The organism is Curtobacterium sp. TXMA1 (assembly GCF_020162095.1).
GTDB lineage: Bacteria > Actinomycetota > Actinomycetes > Actinomycetales > Microbacteriaceae > Curtobacterium.
The window spans coordinates 283,513-300,820 of record NZ_CP083910.1 but is presented as its reverse complement, the minus strand read 5'-3'; the positions used below and the strand labels follow the sequence as shown (position 1 = coordinate 300,820).

Sequence of the window (17,308 nt, the reverse complement as noted above, 5' to 3'; positions counted from 1 at the left end):
CCGGCGTAGACAGGTCCCTGACGTCGGGAGACCATCGACGCCAGACCACGGGACACCGCGAGCGCGCTCGACGCCGAGCACGCCGGGGACGGGTGCGTGTCCCGACCGAGGAGGTGCGCCGTGCAGGAACACGACCTGCTCGCGACGTCCTGGACCTGGGCGGGCGACGAGCCGATCACCGAACGGATCGGAGCCGTCGGCGATGCCGGGTTCTCCGGCCTGTCACTGTCGCTCGACGACCTCCACGAGGTCCGGGCGACGACGGGGTTCACGGCACTGCGCCGGGTCCTCGACCGTGCGGGGATCGTCTGGGTGCAGCTCGGCCCCCTCGACCGCTGGTGGGACCACGACGGCCGCTCGACCGACGACGAGGCCGACCGCGGGGTCGTGCTCGAGGCCGCGGCCACCCTCGGCGCCTGGCAGGTCGTCGTCCGCGCCGACACCGGTGTCCACCCGGTCACACCCGCGGCCATGACGGCGGACTTCACCGACCTCGCCGCCCAGGCCGAGAAGGTCGGGGCCCGGCTCGTCCTCGAACCGGAGCCCTGGTCGAACCTGCCCACGATCGAGCGGGCGTCCCGCTTCGTCACCGCTGCCGGGCACCCGAACGCCGGTCTCCTGCTCGACGCCATGCACACGCTCCGCGGCGGTTCGACCCTGGCGTCGATCGCGCAGGGCGTCGGGCCGGGGGTCCTCGCGGCGGTGGAGCTCAGCGACGGGCTGCTGCACACGCCGTCCGGGCTGACCCTCGCCGAGGAGTCCCGCACGGCGCGGCACCTGCCGGGATCGGGCGCCTGGGACCTCCCCGGCCTGGTCCGCGTGGTCCGGAGTCTCGGCCACGAGGAACCGTGGGGCGTCGAGGTCCGGACGGCCGCACACCGCGCGATGCCCCTGGCCGACGCGCTCCGGACCGCGGCGGCCGCCACCCGGGCCGTGCTCGATGCCGCAGACGCGGTCGACGAGCCCGCGGCCCCGGCGATGCCGACCACGCCGGCGCCGACCTCGGCGGTCGACTTCGACGGCACTGCACCGGTCGTCGGACGGCCCGTCCCCCGCTCCGACGCGGGTACAGGTGCGCCCGCGTAGCGTCGGACGCATGACGGATCACGCAGCAGACGACGACCTCCTCCGGCGCTCGCAGGAGTCCATCGACGACGCCAAGGCGGCAGCCGCCGAGGTCGACCTGCCCGAGCAGGAGGACCTGATCGACGAGGACCTGCCCGCCGCGGACACGGCGAAGCCGGCGGACGGCCCCGCACCGGCGGCCTGAGGAGTCCGAGCGTCCGAGACCGGAGACCGTCCGGGAGCCGAGTTCCCGGACGGTCTCGTCGTGTCCGCCGTGACCCGGCCGAGAAAAGTCTGCTCGACGGCGTGACGATCCCCGGACTCGACTCGTCACACCAGTGGGTCCCGGAACCGTGGGGTTCCGGTTGCCCGGGCCGTGGGTGTCCCGGGCCCCGGACGCGCCGTGGTCGGTCACCCCCTGATCGCCGACCACGGTGCACCGGCGGCGGTCCGCGCGTCCCCTGATCCGGCGCACGGACCGCCTCCTCACGAGCGGGCGACGATCGAGACGTTCAGGACTCGCGGACGACGTCCTCGGGGTCCTTGTCCTGTCGCCACCCACGCCACGACGGCTGCCGGAGTCGTCCGTCGGCGGTCCACTCGGCGAACGCGACCTCGCCCACGCGCCGCGGCGTCACCCAGTGCGCGTCGCGAGCGTCCGGCCGCGGCACGTCGACGAAGGGCGAGGTCTTCCGCTCGACCTTCCCGAGCAGTGCGCCGATCTCGTCGAGGTCACGGTCGCTGAAGCCCGTCCCGACCCTGCCGACGTACTCGAGCCCGTCCGGCCCCGGGATCCCCAACAGCAGCGACCCGACTCCTCCGGCCCGTCGCCCCCTGCCGGGCCGCCAGCCGCCGACGACCACCTCCTGCGTGGCGTGGTGCTTGATCTTCACCCACGCCTCGGAGCGGCGGCCCTCGGCGTACCGCGACGACCGCTTCTTCGCCACGACGCCCTCGAGCCCCCGGTCGCGCGACGCCGCCACGGCGTGGTCCAGGTCGCCCTCGAACGCGGGCGGCACGTCGATCGCCCCGCCCGGGTCGACGACCGTCACGAGTGCTTCGCGCCGCGCGTCGTAGCCGAGCCGGGTCAGGTCGTGTCCGTCGGCCTCGAGCACGTCGAAGAGCAGCAGGCGGACGGGCGTCCGGCGCCGCGCGGCCTCGACGTCGCGGGCCCTGGTCAGCCCCATGCGGTCCTGCAGCAGGCCGAACGACGGTCGCCCGTGGTCGTCCACCGCCACGACCTCGCCGTCGAAGACCCCGTCCACCCCGGCCCGCTCGCCGAGTTCCTGCAGCTCGGGGTACTGCACGGTGAGGTCGTTGTCGTTCCGGCTCCGCAGGGTGACCTGACCGTCGCGCACGGTGGCGAGGGCTCGGACCCCGTCCCACTTCATCTCGAACGCCCACTCCGACGGGTCGAGGCGCGGTTCACCGTGCACCGGGCTCGCGAGCATGGCCCGCCGCTCGCCGGGCGGCGTCGCCGCGGGTGCGGCGCGCTCGATCCGCCGACGGTCCGCTCCCCCTCCACCGTCGGCGAGGCGGTCGGGCTGGTCCTTCGTGCGGTGGATGAGCCAGTTCTTCTCGTCGCCGGCGCTCCCGCGGCCGCGACCACGCCCGCGGGTGTGCAGGAGCGCCAGCCGCCGGGCACCGTTGGTCCGCCCGTGCAGCGTGACGATGACCTCCTCCCCCTCGCGCCACTTCTCGAGCTCGTAGGTGCCGTCGTCCCAGATCGTGACGGTCCCGCCGCCGTACTCGGCCTGCGGGATCGTCCCCTCGAACGCACCGTACTCGAGCGGGTGGTCCTCGGTCTGCACCGCCAGGTGGTTCTTCCCGGGGTCGGTCGGCTCGCCCTTGGGGAGCGCCCAGCTGACGAGCACGCCCTCGTGTTCCAGCCGGAAGTCGTAGTGGTCGCGGGTGGCGTGGTGCTCCTGGATCACGAAGGTCGGGGTCCCGTCCCGCCGGACCGTCGGGGCACCCTCGGGCACCGGCTCCGGCGTCCTCGTCGCGTCGCGCTTGGCGCGGTAGACCGCGAGGCGGTCGCGAGCCGGCTGCTCGGCCTCGTTCGCACGCTGGGTCCGGTCACTGTCCCAGTGACCCTGGTCGGTCCTGCCCACCGCCAGCGATGCGGAGGCGACCGGGTGCAGGAGGTCGCCGTGTGCCTCCAGACGGTCGAGGACCTCCTCGACCTCCAGCTGGGCGAACCCGCGCTCCTCGAGCTCCCGCCAGGTCCGCGGTGCCGCGACGGTCGGCCGGTCACGGCCGCGCAGCGAGTAGGGAGCGATCGTCGTCTTGTTGCCGTTGTTCTGCGACCAGTCGACGAAGACCTTGCCGCGTCGCTCCGCACGGCTCATCGACGACAGCACCAGGTCGGGCAGGTCCTGTTCCAGCGCCCGGGCGAGCTCGTGCGCGACGTCGGACACCTGCGCCGTCGTGGCACGCCCGTCGAGCGCCGCGTACAGGTGGATGCCCTTCGAGCCGGACGTCACCGGGTACGGGTCGAGCCCCATGCCGTGCAGGATCTCGCGTGCGGCGAGCGCCACCTCGACGCACTCCGGCAGCCCGACGCCCTCGCCCGGGTCGAGGTCGAGCACGAGCCGGTCGGGGTGCTGCTGCGCCCCGCGGGGACCGAAGCGCCACTGCGGGACGTGCAGCTCGAGCGCCGCCTGCTGCGCCATCCAGACGAGCGTCGGCAGGTCGTCGACGATCGGGTACTCGGTGTCGTGCTCCTTGTGCGCGATGGTGTGGTGCCGGACCCAGTCGGGTGCCGAGCCGGGCAGGTTCTTCTCGAAGAAGACCGTGCCGTCGACGCCGTTCGCCCACCGCTTCCGGGTCACCGGGCGGTCCTTCACGTGCGGGATCATCCACGGCGCCACGCGCTCGTAGTACTCGATCACCCGCCCCTTGGTCGTACCGGACGCCGGGTAGAGCACCTTGTCGGTGTTGGTGAGCGCGATCCTGCGGTCCCCGACCAGGACGGTGGTCCGCCGCGCAGCGGGACTCACAGTGCGACCCCGGTCGCTCCCGCCACGGTCAGGGTGCTGCCGGACGTGTACGACGACTCGGGGCCGGCGAGGTGGACGTAGGCGCTCCCGAGCTCGACGGGCTGCGCCGGGCGACCGAAGGGGGTGTCCTGGCCGTAGGCGGCGATCTCGTCGCCGGGGTAGCTGATCGGTTGGAGCGGCGTCCACACCGGCCCCGGGACGACGCAGTTCGCCCGGATGCCCCTCGCCGCGAGCTGGCGTGCGAGGCCGTTCGTGTAGGTGATGATGGCGGACTTCGTGGCGGCGTAGTCGATCATGCGGTCCTGCGGTTGGTACGCGGACACCGAGCTCGTGGTGACGATCGCGCTGCCGGGCGCCATGTGCGGCACGGCCGCCCGGACCAGCCAGAACATCGAGTAGAGGTTGACCTTCATCGTGCGGTCGAAGTCCTCGGTGGACTGCTCGGTCACGTCCTCGTGCACCTGCTGGTGCCCGGCGACGAGCACCAGCGCGTCGAGGCCGCCGAGCTCGCTGACGGCGTCGCGGACGAGGGTGTCGCAGAACGCCTCGTCGGTCAGGTCGCCCGGCAGGAGCACGGCCTTGCGCCCGATGTCGCCGACGACGTCGCGCACCTGCTCGAGGTCCTCGCGTTCCTCGGGCAGGGCGTTCAGGGCGACGTCCGCACCCTCCTTCGCCATCGCGATCGCGGCCGCGCGGCCGATGCCCGAGTCGGCACCGGTGACGAGCACCCGGTACCCGGGCATCCGCCCCGTGCCGAGGTACGTCGTCTCGCCGTGGTCCGGCGCCGGGTCCATCGCGCTGGCCAGCCCGGACCCCTGCTGGGTCTGCGGCGGGAACGGCGGCCGGGCGTACTGCGAACGCGGGTCCTGCTTGTCGAGCTGGCTCATTGGCCCATGGTGCTCGTCGCGGCGGCGTGCCGGCTCAGGTGCGGCGGTGCCGTGGACAGGAGGTCTCGACGGTACCGCTGTGCAGGAGCGGTCGGGCCTCAGGCAGTCGTACGGTCCGGTGCGCCGAGCAGTTGCTCGGCGCCGACACGGTCACCGCGCCCCTGCACCAGGGTGGCGATCCCCAGCACGCCCCAGATCACGGCGACACCCCAGTCGCCCGCGGTCTCCGTCGCCGCGAGGACCGCCCACAGTGCGGCCAGGCCGAGGAACGCCCACCCGCTGGTCCGTCGCTGCCGTGCGTCCGCCGTCCACTGCTGGACGCGCGGACGCCAGACGGCGTCCGGCACTCCCGGAGGCACGCGCCCCTCGTCGACCCACCGCCGCGTCGTCACGATCGCCGCGCGTCCGCCCCGTCGCGACCAGGACCAGACCTGTGCCGCGGGGAGCGCCACCGCGAGCGCCAGACCGAGCACGACGACCGCGACCCACGGCACCGGACCGGGTCGCAGCACGAAGTACGCCGTCGGCACCACCGCCCCACCGACGGCGAGGGCGATCAACTGCCACCACCCCGCGGCATCGATCCGGTCGTCGTCCGCCCGAGCGGATGCGTCCGTGGCCTCGGTGCCGTGTTCCCCCGTCATGGGCGGCACGATACGCCCTCCGACGTCGTGTGCTGCTGTCCATCCGCCCGGAACTGAGGGCCCGTCGCCGCATCCACGGGCATCATGTGCCCATGAGGTCGATCTGGAAGGGCTCCATCGCGTTCGGACTCGTCAACGTGCCGATCAAGGTGTACGCGGCGACCGAGACCCACGACGTCTCCCTGCACCAGGTCCACGACGAGGACAAGGGCCGCATCCGGTACAAGCGCGTGTGCGAGTTCGGGCACGAGGTCGAGTACGCCGACATCCAGCGCGCCTACGACGACGGTGAGAAGACCGTCGTGCTGACCGCGGACGACTTCAAGCAGCTCCCCGAGGAGCAGTCGCACGAGATCGAGGTCCTCGAGTTCGTCCCCGTGGACCAGGTCGACCCGATGATGTTCGAGAAGTCGTACTACCTGGAGCCGGACTCCCGCTCCCCCAAGGCGTACGTGCTGCTCCGCGAGACGCTCGCGAAGACCGACCGGCTGGCGATCGTGCAGTTCACGCTCCGGCAGAAGACCCGGCTCGGGGTGCTCCGGGTGAACGACGACGTCATCCTGCTGCAGGGGCTGCTGTGGGGCGACGAGGTCCGGGCAGCCGACTTCTCGTCCCTCGACAAGTCGGTGAAGGTGAGTGCGAACGAGCTGAAGATGTCGTCGTCGCTCGTCGAGAGCATGTCCGCGGACTTCGACCCCGACCGCTACACGGACTCCTACCAGGAGGAACTGCAGCAGCTCATCGACGCGAAGCTCGAGGCCGGCGACGACGTCGACACCGCGGAGACGTTCGGCGAGCGCTCCGAGGACGAGGACGCCGACGAGGGCGGGGACGTCATCGACCTGATGGCGGCCCTCCGCGCCTCGGTGGACAAGAAGCGGTCCGGCTCGTCGGGATCGTCGCGGTCGTCGTCCCGGTCTGGAGGCTCGGGGTCGCGTTCGTCGTCCGGCTCACGCTCGTCGTCCGGTTCCGCTGGTGCGGACGACGACGGGGATGCGACGACGGAGACGAAGCAGGCACCGGCGCGGAAGACCGCCGCGACGAAGACGCCCGCGAAGAAGAGTCCGGCGAAGAAGACACCGGCGAAGAATCCGGCTGCGGAGGGGGCTCCCGCGAAGAAGGCCCCCGCGAAGAAGCGGGCCAGCTAACCGTCGCGTCTCGTCCGGCGGAGCGCGAGCGGGATCGAGACCCAGAGCGCCGCCGTCCCGAGGAACACGACCACCCCGCCGACGATCCCGCCGACGTCCCCGATCACGACGTCGAACACGAACAGCACCGTGCCCGAGAACAGCAGCGCGCTCGCCGCGAGCGCCGCGATGAGCAGCGCGTTGCCCGCCCGGACCAGGTCGTGCTTCTGGCGCTGCCGGAACACCAGGCGGTGCGCCGACACCGCGGAGAGCGCGACCACCGTGATGACCACGGCGAGCGCGACGAGCACGAGGTAGACGACCTCCTCGCTGGTGCTGAGCATCGTGAACCGCTGCTGGAACGGCAGCGTCAGCAGGAACCCGGCCAGGATCTGCGTCCCGGTCTGCACGATGCGGAGCTCCTGTTGGATGTCCGACCAGTTCCGGTCCCACCGCTCGGTCGGTGTCTCGTGCCGACCGCGTTCGGTGTCCCGTGCTGCACCGCTGACGTCGCTCATGCGCCGAACCTACTGCGGCGGACCTCCTGCGCCGGCCCAGCGGTGCCGTCACGAGTCGGAAACAGGACTGCGCGAGACTGTCCGCATGACTCCACAAGAGCCAGGGAGTCTGCAGTCGTCATCCGTGACCGCAGGCCCGCCCGTCACCGTGTCCATCACCCGCCTGGTCGAACCCGATCGCATCCCCGACGCCACCGCCTGGGTGCAGTCCGGTGTCAACCTCGCCAACCGCTACCCCGGCTTCCTCGGCTCCGGGTGGGTCCGCTCACACGCCACCAGCCGGGAGTGGCACATGCTCTACCGGTTCGCCGACCACGAGCAGCTCGCCACGTGGGAGAACTCCGACGACCGGCTCCGCTGGCTCGACCAGGGGCGCGACCTCGTGGTGGAGTCCCGCGTCGAGAAGCGCACCGGCATCGAGGGGTGGTTCGACGCGCCGGCGGACGCCCCGGAGTCGAGCGCCCCACCCCGCTGGAAGCAGGCGGTGAGCATCTGGCTCGGGTTCTTCCCGGTGAACCTGGCGTTCACCTACCTGGTTGGCTGGCTCGTCCCGGCGTTCGGGCACCTGGCCGTGCTGCCCCGCGTGCTGATCACCACGCTCGTGCTCACGCCGATCATGACCTTCTGGGTGCTGCCCTTCGTGACGAAGCTCATCCGCCCCTGGCTCCTCGCCCCGCCGCGATCCCGACGCTCAGCCGAGGCCTGAGCCCGGGGCCGAGAGAACCGCACCGAGCGCCCCGCCGAGCACGAACACGACGACCACCGTGGCGAGGAGCCACCCGAGCCCGAGCAGGTGCTCGCCGACTGCCCTCCACAGCGAGTCCTCCGCGGCGGGGACCAGCGCCCGCGTGCGGCCGGTGTCTGCGGGACCGAAGGGGCTGAGGACGACCAGCGCCCGGCACCGCCGATCGAGCACGATCAGGCCGTGCGTGGTGCCGACACCGCTCCAGATGCGGAACCGGACGACGAACGCCCCGGGCAGCCGCACGCGGCGCGACCCGAGGACGGTCAGGGCACGCAGGTCGTCGCCGTCCCGTCGGACCGTCGACGACGGCGCGGCGAGTCCCGCGAACCACTGCCACCCGATCCCGAGCACGAGTGCGCAGAGCAGTGCGGCGTTCGGGAGTGCCGCCCGTGGGGACCCGTCCTGATCGAACCCGAGGCGCTCCCAGCCGGGGCGGTCGACCACTGCCAGCACGATGACCAGCACCATGACCACGACGGCACCGCGCGTCGTCCAGAGCCCCACACGCACCCAGGTCGGACCGAGCGCGAACGACGTCGGTGCCTCCGGAGGGGCCTCGGCAACGTGCCGAGCCACGGTCACCCGAGCACCGAGAGCTGGTCGAGTCGCTCGAGGATCACGCCCTCGCGCAGTGCCCACGGGCAGATCTCGAGTGCCGGCAGGTCGAAGATGTCCAGGCAGGCCTCGGCGACGAGCGCTCCCGGCACGACCTGGTGCGCGCGGCTCGGCGAGACACCGGGCAGCTCCGCCAGCTGCCCGAGCGACATCGTCAGCAGCGACGGCAGCCACTCGCGGAGCACCGTGCCGTCGAGCGACCGCGCCACGAGTGGTCCCGCAGCCGAGGGCGCGGCGCCGCAGATCCGGGCGATGGAGCGGAACGTCTTCGAGGTCGCCACGGCACGGTCGGGCCGGCCCGCACGGAGCAGCAGCCCGGCGTCACGGGCGATCGCGACGCGGATCTCGTGGCGGATGCGACGGACGTCGTCCTCGGAGGGCGTCCCCGCGGCGAAGTACTGACGCGCGAGCCGGGCGGCACCGATCGGCATCGACCACGCGACGTCCGGCGCCTCGTCCGCGCCCCCGGCGATCTCGAGCGAGCCACCACCGATGTCGAACACCGCGAGCCGTCCCGCGGACCACCCGAACCACCGCCGTACGGCGAGGAACGTCAGGCGTGCCTCGTCCTCGCCGGAGAGCACCGCGAGCTCGACGCCCGTGCGCTCCTCGACGTGGGCGAGCACCGCGTCGGAGTTCACCGCGTCGCGGACGGCCGAGGTCGCGAAGCCGAGCATGTCCTCGCACCCGCGTTCCTCGGCGACGCGGACGGCGTCCGCCACGAAGGTCGTGAGGGCGTCGACACCCGCGGGCGTCACCGCACCCGAGTCGTCGAGGTGCTCGGCGAGCCGCAGCGGCTGCTTGAAGGAGGACGCCGGCAGCGGCGCTGCCCCACCGTGGGCGTCGACCACGAGCAGGTGGCCGGTGTTGGACCCGATGTCGAGGACTCCGACGCGCATGGCACAACGCTAGCGGCCGGGAGGCCCGGCTCACGCCCGCAGGAACGACTCCAGCTCCGGGGCGGTCGGGTAGGACGCCTGTGCGCCCGGCTTCGTCGCGGCGTACGAACCGACGCCGACGGCGAAGCGCGCGGCCTCGAGCAGCGAGTCGCCCGCGTCGAGCCGGAGCGCCACCGCACCCATGAACGCGTCACCGCAGCCCGTGGTGTCGACGGGCTCGACCCGCACGGCGTCGACGTCGACCGGACCGGCGTCCCCGTCGTGCACGGTGCAGCCGGCACCACCCCGGGTCACGATCGAGCGCGCGACGCCGTGGTCCCCGAGCTCGGCGGCCTCGTGCTCGTTCACCAGCAGCACGTCGGTCAGGTCGAGCAGCTCCTGCGGCACCGCCCCGAACGGCGACAGGTTCGTGAGCACCGTGGCCCCTGCGGCACGGCCGGCACGCGCGGCGGCGAGCACGACGTCGATCGAGACCTCGAGGCAGAGTCCGAGCACGCCGGCACCGTCGAACGCCGAGGCGGGCAGGTCCTCCGGCGTGAGCGTGGCGTTCGCGCCGCCGGAGATCACGATGGTGTTCTCGCCCGCGGCGTCGACCGTGATGACGGCGGTCCCGGTGGCGACGCCCTGTCGGACCGCGACGTGCGTCGTGTCGACGTGGGCCGATGCGACGGACTCGCGCAGGAGCGTGCCGTTCCCGTCGTCGCCGACCGCACCGATCATGCGGACGGTGCCCCCGAGCCTCCCGGCCGCGACCGCCTGGTTGGCGGACTTGCCACCGGGCAGGATCGCGAGGTCCGACCCCTGCAGGGTCTCCCCGGGCTTCGGGAAGCGCTCCGTGCGGACCACCAGGTCCGCGTTGAGGCTGCCCACGACGACGATGCCGCTCATGCGGTGGCTCCTGTCTCGGCCGAGGCCGGGCGCGGGATGAGGAAGGACGTGGCGAGGGCCGCGACGGTGATCACGGCACCGAGCAGCATCCCACCGGAGTAGCCGGCGGTGCCCGCGGACCCGCCGGTACCGAGGGCGGTCTGCAGCGCCGGCAGCACCGCGAAGCTGATGCCCGCACCGAGGTTGAACGCACCGGCGTTGAGGCCGGGCAGGAACCCGGGGTTGGACTCCGGCGAGAGCACGATGCCGAGCCCGTTCAGGACGATGTTCGCGATGCCCGCGTAGGTGATGCCGATGAGCACCGTGGCGGCGACGAGCACGGGCAGCGAGTGGACGCCGACGAACGCCATGACGAGCGTCGCCACGATGCTGCCGACCAGTCCGACCCGCAGGACCGCCCGGTAGCCGAGGGTCGGCGCGAGACGGCCGGAGAACGGTCCGACGACCCAGCCGACCAGCGCGTACGGCACGAGGAACGCGAGCGAGCCGACGTCCGGCTCCATGCCGAAGCCGACCTCGTCGTTCTGGGCGAGGCTCGTGACCAGCCCGTTCACGACCGCGAACACGCCCGTCATGGTGAGCAGCGTCGTGACGAGCAGCGCCCAGGTCCCGCGGCGCTTGAGGTACCGGGTCTCGACGAGTGGCTCGCGGACCCGCGACTCGATCGCCCAGAAGACGCCGAACGCGACCACGGCGAGGACGATCCCGCCGACGACGAGCGTCCAGTCGGCGGCGCCCAGCTTGCCGGCCTCGTTGCACGCGGTGAGCAGCGCACCGACGCTGACGACCAGCGGCAGCACGCCCCACCAGTCCATCCGGGTGCCGGCCGAGGGGCGGGACTCGACGCCCCAGCGGGCGACCATGAGCGCGGCCACGGCCGTGACGACCACGATCACCCAGAAGATGCCGCGGAACCCGAAGTGCGTCGCGATCCAGCCGCCGGCCAGGGCGTCGACCCCGGCGATGCCGCCGTTCACGGCGGTGAGCAGGCCGAGCGCGGCGCCGTAGCGCTTCGGGTCGGCGATCTCGTTGCGCAGGACGAGCAGCCCGATGGGTACCACCGGACCGGTCACGCCCTGGATCATCCGGCCGACGAACAGCATCGGCACGTTCACCGCGAGGGCGGCGACGACACTGCCGACGAGCATCACGAGGAGCATGCCGAGCAGGACGCGCTTGCGGCCCACGATGTCGGACAGCCGGGGCAGGAAGAGCGAGAACAGGGCCGCGATCGTGAAGAACAGCGTCTGCGAGAGCCCGATGGTCGCGTCGTCGGTGCGGAGCTCGTCCGCCATCGTCGCGAGCGCCGGGCTGAGCATGCTCGCGTTCAGCTGGAACGCGACGCACGCGGCGAGCAGGGCGGCCGTGAGTGCAGCGGTCGACTTCGTCGTCGAGGTGGTGGTCACGGTGCTCAGCGCTCCTGCGTAAGGACGGCCACGTCGGCGTCGGACTCGGCGACCGCCTCGGCAGCGGCGCGGGGAGACCACCCGGTGTCGGGCGTCTCGCCGATGCGCTCGAGCGCGTCGACGACCAGGTCCCAGAAGCGCCCGTGGTCGAGTTCCATCGCCGCGGACGTCCGGCAGTCCTCCGGTGCGGGGCCGCGGAGGTCGGCGACGGTCATGCCGAGCGTGTGGGTGCCCGTCGTCTCGATCGCGATCGGCATCTTCACGGCACGGACGATCGTCGGGTCGATGACGTACGCGACGGCGCAGGGGTCGTGCACGGGCGGGGCGTCGAAGCCCTGGGCGTCCTCGTAGGCCTTGCCGAAGAACTCGAGCAACTCGCCGACGAACGCGGCGGGAGCGGTGCCGACGGCGGCGATGCGCGCGGCGACCTCGGGGGTGGCGAGCGCCTGGTGGGTGAGGTCGAGGCCGACCATGACGACGTCCCAGCCGGCACGGAAGACGATGTCGGCGGCCTCGGGGTCGATGACGATGTTGAACTCGGCCACCGGGCTCCAGTTGCCGACGTGCACGCCACCGCCCATCAGCACGACCTGCTTGACGCGCTCGACGATGCGCGGCTCCTTGCGGACGGCGAGGGCGATGTTCGTCAGGCCGGCGGTCGGCACGATCGTGACCGTGCCGGGCTCGTGCGCCATCACCGTGTCGATGATGAGGTCGACGGCGTGCCGCTCGTCGAGGTCGAACGACGGCTCGGGGAGCATCGGCCCGTCGAGGCCGCTCTCGCCGTGGATCTCCGGGGCGACCTCGATCTCGCGCAGCAGCGGGCGGTCGGCGCCGGCGGCGAAGGGCACGCCGGTGATGCCGGCGATGCGCGCGACGGCGAGGGCGTTGCGGGTGACCTTCGGCAGGGTCTGGTTGCCGACGACGGTCGTCACGGCGAGCAGCTCGATCGTCGGGTTGCCGTGCGCCAGCAGGAGGGCGACGGCGTCGTCGTGGCCGGGGTCGCAGTCGAGGATGATCTTCTGCGTCGTCGCATCGGGCACCGTGGGGCTCCACTTCGTCGGGGATCTGCGTCGGCGGACCGTCTCGGCCCACCGTGTCCGGCGCTGCCGGACGGACGTGTGTGCTCGACGCGGTGGGGTCCGCGCTGTGGAGGAACCAACTCCAGCTCGGCGCGTCAAGCGTTTGACATTCGAACACGTCAAACGCTTGACGTCAACTCCGAGCGATCCTCGCCCGTCCGCGCACCCGGCCCGGTCGGTAGGCTCGTCGGGTGCCCTCCCCCGCCCCCCACGGCCGTCGTGTGACCGCGGCGATGGTGGCCGAACGAGCGGGCACGAGCATCGCGACGGTCTCCCTCGTGGTCAACGGCAAGGACCGCGGCCGGGTCTCCCAGCCGATCGCCGACCGGGTGCGCGACGCCGTCGACGCCCTCGGGTACGTCGTCGACCACGCGGCGAGCTCCCTGGCGCGCGGCACCGGCGACCTGGTCGTGCTCATCGCCCCCGACCTGTCGAACCCGTTCTTCGCCGAGGTGATCCGCGGCGTGCGGGACACCCTGGGCGACCGGTACCAGCTGGTGCTCTCGGTCACCGAGCGTGGCGCGCAGCCGACGGCGGCCGACCTCCGGCGCTTCGAGCGGCTGCGCCCGGCGGGGATCCTGGTCGACGCACCGGCAGCCGGGGTGCCCATGGACGCGAGCGTCCCCGTGGTGCTGCTCGACGCCCCGGACGCCGCCGAGGGCACGACCGCGGTCGACTACGACCTCGCACCGGGGATCGACGCGCTCGTCGCCCACCTGCGCGACCGCGGGCACCGCCACGTCGCCTACCTCGACGGCACCGCACGGGTCGCCACGTTCGGCATCCGCCACCGGATGTTCGACGAGGCGTGCGCGGCCGCCGGGATCACCGTGTCGGAGGTCGGCGCCCGCGCGGACCTCACCGTCGACGCCGCTGCCATGGCGACCGAGCACGTCGTCGAGGCCTGGCACGAGGACGGCGTCACAGCGGTCGTGGCGGCCGCGGACACCCTGGCGTACGGCGTGCTCCGGGTCGCCGGCGCGATGGGGCTCCGGGTACCCGAGGACCTGGCGGTCGCGGGCTTCGACGACCTGCCCTCGTCGTCGGTCACGGCGCCGGCCCTGACGAGCGTCGCACTGCCGGGAGCCGAGCTCGGCCGCACCGCCGCCCTGCGCCTGCTCGGGACGGTCGACGGCACCGCGGTGGAGCCCGTCGACCTGCCGGCCCGCCTGGTCCCGCGCGCGAGCACCGGCGCCTGACGGGGCCTCTGGTGCCTCGGTCACTCGCGCGCGCCTGCCGGACGGGCGGCGCGGCTCGTCTCCGGCGCCACCCACCGGACGGGAGGCGCGGCACCCGCCGGCACCGCGCCTCCCGTCCGTCGCGGCGCGGCCAGGGCGAGACGCCGCCGGCTTGCCGAGACGCCGGCGCTTCCCCGAAACGCACCGGACTCGGCGAGACGCCCCCGGTTCCGGAGGCGTCTCGTGCGTGTAGGCGCGTCTCGCACCGACGCCGGCGTCTCGACGGCCGACGTGACCGCCTCGGACGGGCGTCTCGCGCGGACGCCGGCGTCTCGTCGGCTGACGTGACTGCCTCAGGCGGAGGTGTCCCGCGCCGACGCCGGCGTCTCGGCGGGCGACGGAGCGCCGGCCTGCCCGGTCTTCCCGGCTCGCTGCGCACGCTCGAGCTCGTCCGCCTCGGCTCCGCCGACCGCCTCGCCCCGGGCGACCATGCCGGCCGTGTCGGACAGGCGGATCTGCGGCAGGAAGAGTGCGAGCAGGAAGGCGATCGCGATGAACGGCAGCAGGTACCAGAACACCGGTGCGAGCGAGTCGGCGTACGCGTTCACGATGCCGTCCTGCACCGCCTCGGGCAGCTTCGCGACGGTCGCCGGGTCGATGCTCCCCGCCGACGACGCGGCATCCGTCGCCGAGCCGCCCGCCGAGGTGAACACGTCGGTGAGGGAACTCGTCAGCCGCGCGGTGAACAGCGCACCGAAGACGGCGGTGCCGAGGGACGCACCGACCTCGCGGAAGTAGTTGTTCGTCGACGTGGCAGTCCCCACCTGCTCCGCGGGAACGGCGTTCTGGGCGACGAGCACGACCACCTGCATGATGAGGCCGAGCCCCGCGCCGAACACGAACAGGTAGGCGCAGATGAGCCAGATCGGGGTGTCCGCGGCGAGCTGCGTCATCGCGAGCATCGCGGCGGCGACGAGCACGGTGCCGATGATCGGGAAGGCGCGGTAGCGGCCGGTCTTGGTGATGAGGTTGCCGGACGCGATCGACGTGCCGATCAGGCCGACCATCATCGGCAGCATGAGCAGGCCGGACACCGCGGCCGAGGTGCCGGAGGCCATCTGCAGGAACGTCGGGACGAAGCCGATCGCGGCGAACATGCCGATGCCGAGCACGAGGCCGATGCCCGTCGCGAGCAGGAACGTGCGGTTGCGGAAGAACGACATCGGCAGCACCGGGTCCTCGACGCGCGACTCGACGAGCACGAGCAGCGCGGCCGAGACCACGAGGCCGGCGAACCACGCCCACGTCTCGGGGGCGTCCCAGCCGTGGTCGCGGCTCCCGCCGAACTCCGAGAAGAACACCAGGCAGGTGGTCGCGGCGGACATGAGCACGACGCCGAGCACGTCGATCCGCTTCTCGGCCTTCTTCGTCGGCAGGGTCAGCGCGAACCAGGCGACGAAGAACGCCGCGATGCCGACCGGGATGTTGATGTAGAACGCCCAGTTCCAGGTGAGGTGGTCGACGAAGAACCCACCGAGCAGCGGGCCGCCGATCGCCGACAGGCCGAAGATCGCGCCGAGCGGACCGAGGTACTTGCCGCGCTCCGAGGCGGGGACGATGTCGGCGATGATCGCCTGCGACAGGATCATCAGGCCGCCGCCACCCAGGCCCTGCATCGCCCGGAACACGACGAGCTGTGTGAAGTCGCCGGCGAACGCGCAGCCGGCGGAGGCGATCGTGAAGAGGGCGATCGCGACGAGGAACAGGTTGCGGCGCCCGAGGACGTCGCCGAACTTGCCGTAGATCGGCATCGCGATGGTCGATGCGAGCAGGTACCCGGTCGTCAGCCAGGCCTGGTGCGCGACGCCGCCGAGTTCACCGACGATCGTGGGCATCGCCGTCGAGACGATGGTCTGGTCGAGGCTCGACAGGAGCATCCCGGCGATCAGGGCGGAGAAGATGATCCAGATGCGGCGCTGCGTCAGGAGCAGCGGTCCGTCGGATCCGGGTCGGGCACGCTTCGTGCCCTGCGCGGTGGCGCTCATGCGGTGGGGTCCTGTCCGGTGGTGGTGATGGCCGCCCTGAGCTGGCGGAGGTTCTCGGTGAGCAACGCGTCGAACGACGGCCCGGTCGCCTCGTCGAAGGCGTCGTCGAAGTACTCGCCGGCCGTGACCTTGAGCAGGCCGGCGGCGGCCTCGGTGACGAGCTGCGCCCGCCGGTCGTCGGGGTCCGTCCAGCCGAAGCGCTCGCGGACGGCCCGACCGACCGCGGCCAGCTGGACGTCGGCGGCGGCGAGGAACTTCGCCACCATCACGGGCTCGCGCTCGAACACCCGGCGCACGAGGGCCTCGTCGGCGCGGTCGAGCCCGGCGACGTGCATCTGCTCGATCGCCAGGGCGACGACGGAGCCGAGCGGGTCGAGGTCGTCCGGCACGAGGGCGCCCGCGGCGTAGGCGCGTAGGACCTCCTCGGTGCGCCCCTGCTCGATGCCGAGCACGGCGTCGTCCTTCGACGCGAAGTGGTTGAAGAACGTCCGCCGCGAGACCCCGACCGTGTCGCAGAGCTGCTCGATCGTGAACCCGTGCAGGCCGTGCTCGATCGTCGCCCGGCGCGCCTCGACGATCATGCGTCGGCGCAGCGCGCGGGTGCGTTCGGTGGTGCTCACCGGGCAAGAATTGCACTCTGCCGCTGAGAGTGCAACGGGAAGACGGGTTACAGCGCCTTCGCGAAGCAGAACGACCACGGCATGGTCGCGGCGTACGGCTCGTAGACGTCGATCTGCTCCCACCCGGTCTTGCGGTAGAGCGCCACGGCCTCGGGCTGCTTGTCGCCGGTCTGCAGGATCACGCGGGACGCCCCTGCTCGCGCCCCACCTGCTCACCCTCGGCGAGCAGGGCGGTGGCGGCGCCCTTGCCGCGGGCGGCGGCGAGGACGATGAGGCGCTTCAGCTCGACCTCGTCGCCGAGGTGCCGGACGGCGATGTGCCCGAGGGCGGTGCCGTCCTCGTCGATCGCGAGGAGCGAGGTGATGACGGTGGCCGGGTCGACCGCCAGCACGCGGTTCCGCTCGGCGGTGACGGCCGGGTCCTCGTCCGCGTGCCCGTCGCCGTAGCGCTCGTGCATCTCGTCGTCCATGGTGGCGCGGAGGGCCACTCCGCGGGGGTCGTCCCAGGCAACGCGCTCGATCGTGATCACGATCGTTCATCCTGGCACTCCGGGGACCTCACGCGCTGAGCGACACCTCACGGCCCACGGC

Annotated in this window: 18 protein-coding genes; 5 read left to right on the top strand and 13 right to left on the bottom strand. The window is 72.6% G+C overall.

Annotation, left to right across the window (positions count from 1 at the left end):
* Positions 1 to 120: 120 nt before the first annotated feature.
* The gene (locus LCG91_RS01595; RefSeq protein ID WP_224442266.1) at positions 121 to 1,086 is read left to right on the top strand and encodes a sugar phosphate isomerase/epimerase family protein; all 966 of its coding nucleotides are present in this window, start codon (positions 121 to 123) and stop codon (positions 1,084 to 1,086) included.
* Positions 1,087 to 1,096: 10 nt separating this feature from the next.
* Positions 1,097 to 1,270 (top strand): hypothetical protein, encoded by a 174-nt coding sequence (locus LCG91_RS01590; protein ID WP_153257435.1) that lies wholly within the window; start codon positions 1,097 to 1,099, stop codon positions 1,268 to 1,270.
* A gap of 307 nt (positions 1,271 to 1,577) precedes the next feature.
* Here the strand turns inward: LCG91_RS01590 and LCG91_RS01585 are convergent, their stop codons facing one another.
* The 3 genes from LCG91_RS01585 to LCG91_RS01575 all read right to left on the bottom strand — a co-directional run bounded on the left by LCG91_RS01585 (position 1,578) and on the right by LCG91_RS01575 (position 5,595).
* The gene (locus tag LCG91_RS01585) at positions 1,578 to 4,064 is read right to left on the bottom strand and encodes an ATP-dependent DNA ligase (RefSeq protein WP_224442265.1); all 2,487 of its coding nucleotides are present in this window, start codon (positions 4,062 to 4,064) and stop codon (positions 1,578 to 1,580) included.
* Complete coding sequence (locus LCG91_RS01580; protein ID WP_224442264.1) at positions 4,061 to 4,951, bottom strand: SDR family oxidoreductase; 891 nt, start codon at positions 4,949 to 4,951, stop codon at positions 4,061 to 4,063. Before LCG91_RS01580 ends, LCG91_RS01585 begins: the two co-directional genes overlap by 4 nt.
* Before the next feature lie 98 nt (positions 4,952 to 5,049).
* Positions 5,050 to 5,595 carry a hypothetical protein gene (locus LCG91_RS01575; RefSeq protein ID WP_224442263.1) on the bottom strand — a complete coding sequence of 182 codons (546 nt, stop codon included), beginning with the start codon at positions 5,593 to 5,595 and terminating at the stop codon, positions 5,050 to 5,052.
* Positions 5,596 to 5,687: 92 nt separating this feature from the next.
* On the opposite strand from LCG91_RS01575, the gene LCG91_RS01570 reads away from it, so the two are divergent.
* Complete coding sequence (locus tag LCG91_RS01570) at positions 5,688 to 6,743, top strand: Ku protein (RefSeq protein WP_224442262.1); 1,056 nt, start codon at positions 5,688 to 5,690, stop codon at positions 6,741 to 6,743.
* Here LCG91_RS01570 and LCG91_RS01565 read toward each other — a convergent pair.
* A complete protein-coding gene (locus tag LCG91_RS01565) occupies positions 6,740 to 7,240 on the bottom strand; it encodes a DUF6328 family protein (RefSeq protein WP_224442261.1) in 501 nt (166 codons plus the stop codon). The two genes, LCG91_RS01570 and LCG91_RS01565, sit on opposite strands and share 4 nt — an antisense overlap.
* 85 nt (positions 7,241 to 7,325) lie before the next feature.
* On the opposite strand from LCG91_RS01565, the gene LCG91_RS01560 reads away from it, so the two are divergent.
* Positions 7,326 to 7,946: a hypothetical protein gene (locus tag LCG91_RS01560; RefSeq protein ID WP_058749911.1), complete on the top strand. Its 621-nt coding sequence runs from the start codon at positions 7,326 to 7,328 to the stop codon at positions 7,944 to 7,946.
* On the opposite strand, the gene LCG91_RS01555 is transcribed toward LCG91_RS01560, so the two are convergent.
* From LCG91_RS01555 to LCG91_RS01535, 5 genes are read right to left on the bottom strand one after another with little or no spacing between them, the layout of a single operon-like run.
* The gene (locus tag LCG91_RS01555; RefSeq protein WP_224442260.1) at positions 7,932 to 8,561 is read right to left on the bottom strand and encodes a hypothetical protein; all 630 of its coding nucleotides are present in this window, start codon (positions 8,559 to 8,561) and stop codon (positions 7,932 to 7,934) included. The genes LCG91_RS01560 and LCG91_RS01555 overlap by 15 nt on opposite strands.
* Before the next feature lie 2 nt (positions 8,562 to 8,563).
* Positions 8,564 to 9,499 (bottom strand): Ppx/GppA phosphatase family protein, encoded by a 936-nt coding sequence (locus tag LCG91_RS01550; RefSeq protein WP_058727542.1) that lies wholly within the window; start codon positions 9,497 to 9,499, stop codon positions 8,564 to 8,566.
* Positions 9,500 to 9,529: 30 nt separating this feature from the next.
* Entirely contained in the window at positions 9,530 to 10,387 is an 858-nt protein-coding gene (locus tag LCG91_RS01545) for a ribokinase (RefSeq protein ID WP_224442259.1), read from the bottom strand.
* Complete coding sequence (locus LCG91_RS01540) at positions 10,384 to 11,802, bottom strand: MFS transporter (protein WP_224443188.1); 1,419 nt, start codon at positions 11,800 to 11,802, stop codon at positions 10,384 to 10,386. Before LCG91_RS01540 ends, LCG91_RS01545 begins: the two co-directional genes overlap by 4 nt.
* Complete coding sequence (locus LCG91_RS01535; RefSeq protein WP_224442258.1) at positions 11,799 to 12,836, bottom strand: nucleoside hydrolase; 1,038 nt, start codon at positions 12,834 to 12,836, stop codon at positions 11,799 to 11,801. The genes LCG91_RS01540 and LCG91_RS01535 overlap by 4 nt, the downstream gene beginning before the upstream one ends.
* Before the next feature lie 230 nt (positions 12,837 to 13,066).
* Between LCG91_RS01535 and LCG91_RS01530 the strand changes: the two genes are divergently transcribed.
* Entirely contained in the window at positions 13,067 to 14,074 is a 1,008-nt protein-coding gene (locus LCG91_RS01530) for a LacI family DNA-binding transcriptional regulator (protein ID WP_224442257.1), read from the top strand.
* A 332-nt stretch (positions 14,075 to 14,406) separates the two neighbouring features.
* Here the strand turns inward: LCG91_RS01530 and LCG91_RS01525 are convergent, their stop codons facing one another.
* The 4 genes from LCG91_RS01525 to LCG91_RS01515 are packed head-to-tail and all read right to left on the bottom strand — an operon-like array spanning position 14,407 to position 17,247.
* Positions 14,407 to 16,098: an MDR family MFS transporter gene (locus LCG91_RS01525; protein ID WP_224442256.1), complete on the bottom strand. Its 1,692-nt coding sequence runs from the start codon at positions 16,096 to 16,098 to the stop codon at positions 14,407 to 14,409.
* Positions 16,095 to 16,718: a TetR/AcrR family transcriptional regulator gene (locus LCG91_RS01520; RefSeq protein WP_224442255.1), complete on the bottom strand. Its 624-nt coding sequence runs from the start codon at positions 16,716 to 16,718 to the stop codon at positions 16,095 to 16,097. Before LCG91_RS01520 ends, LCG91_RS01525 begins: the two co-directional genes overlap by 4 nt.
* Before the next feature lie 47 nt (positions 16,719 to 16,765).
* On the bottom strand, positions 16,766 to 16,900 hold the full coding sequence (locus tag LCG91_RS16390) for a hypothetical protein (RefSeq protein ID WP_263480170.1): 135 nt from the start codon (positions 16,898 to 16,900) through the stop codon (positions 16,766 to 16,768).
* Complete coding sequence (locus LCG91_RS01515; protein WP_224442254.1) at positions 16,897 to 17,247, bottom strand: GNAT family N-acetyltransferase; 351 nt, start codon at positions 17,245 to 17,247, stop codon at positions 16,897 to 16,899. Before LCG91_RS01515 ends, LCG91_RS16390 begins: the two co-directional genes overlap by 4 nt.
* Between the last annotated feature and the right edge of the window lie 61 nt (positions 17,248 to 17,308).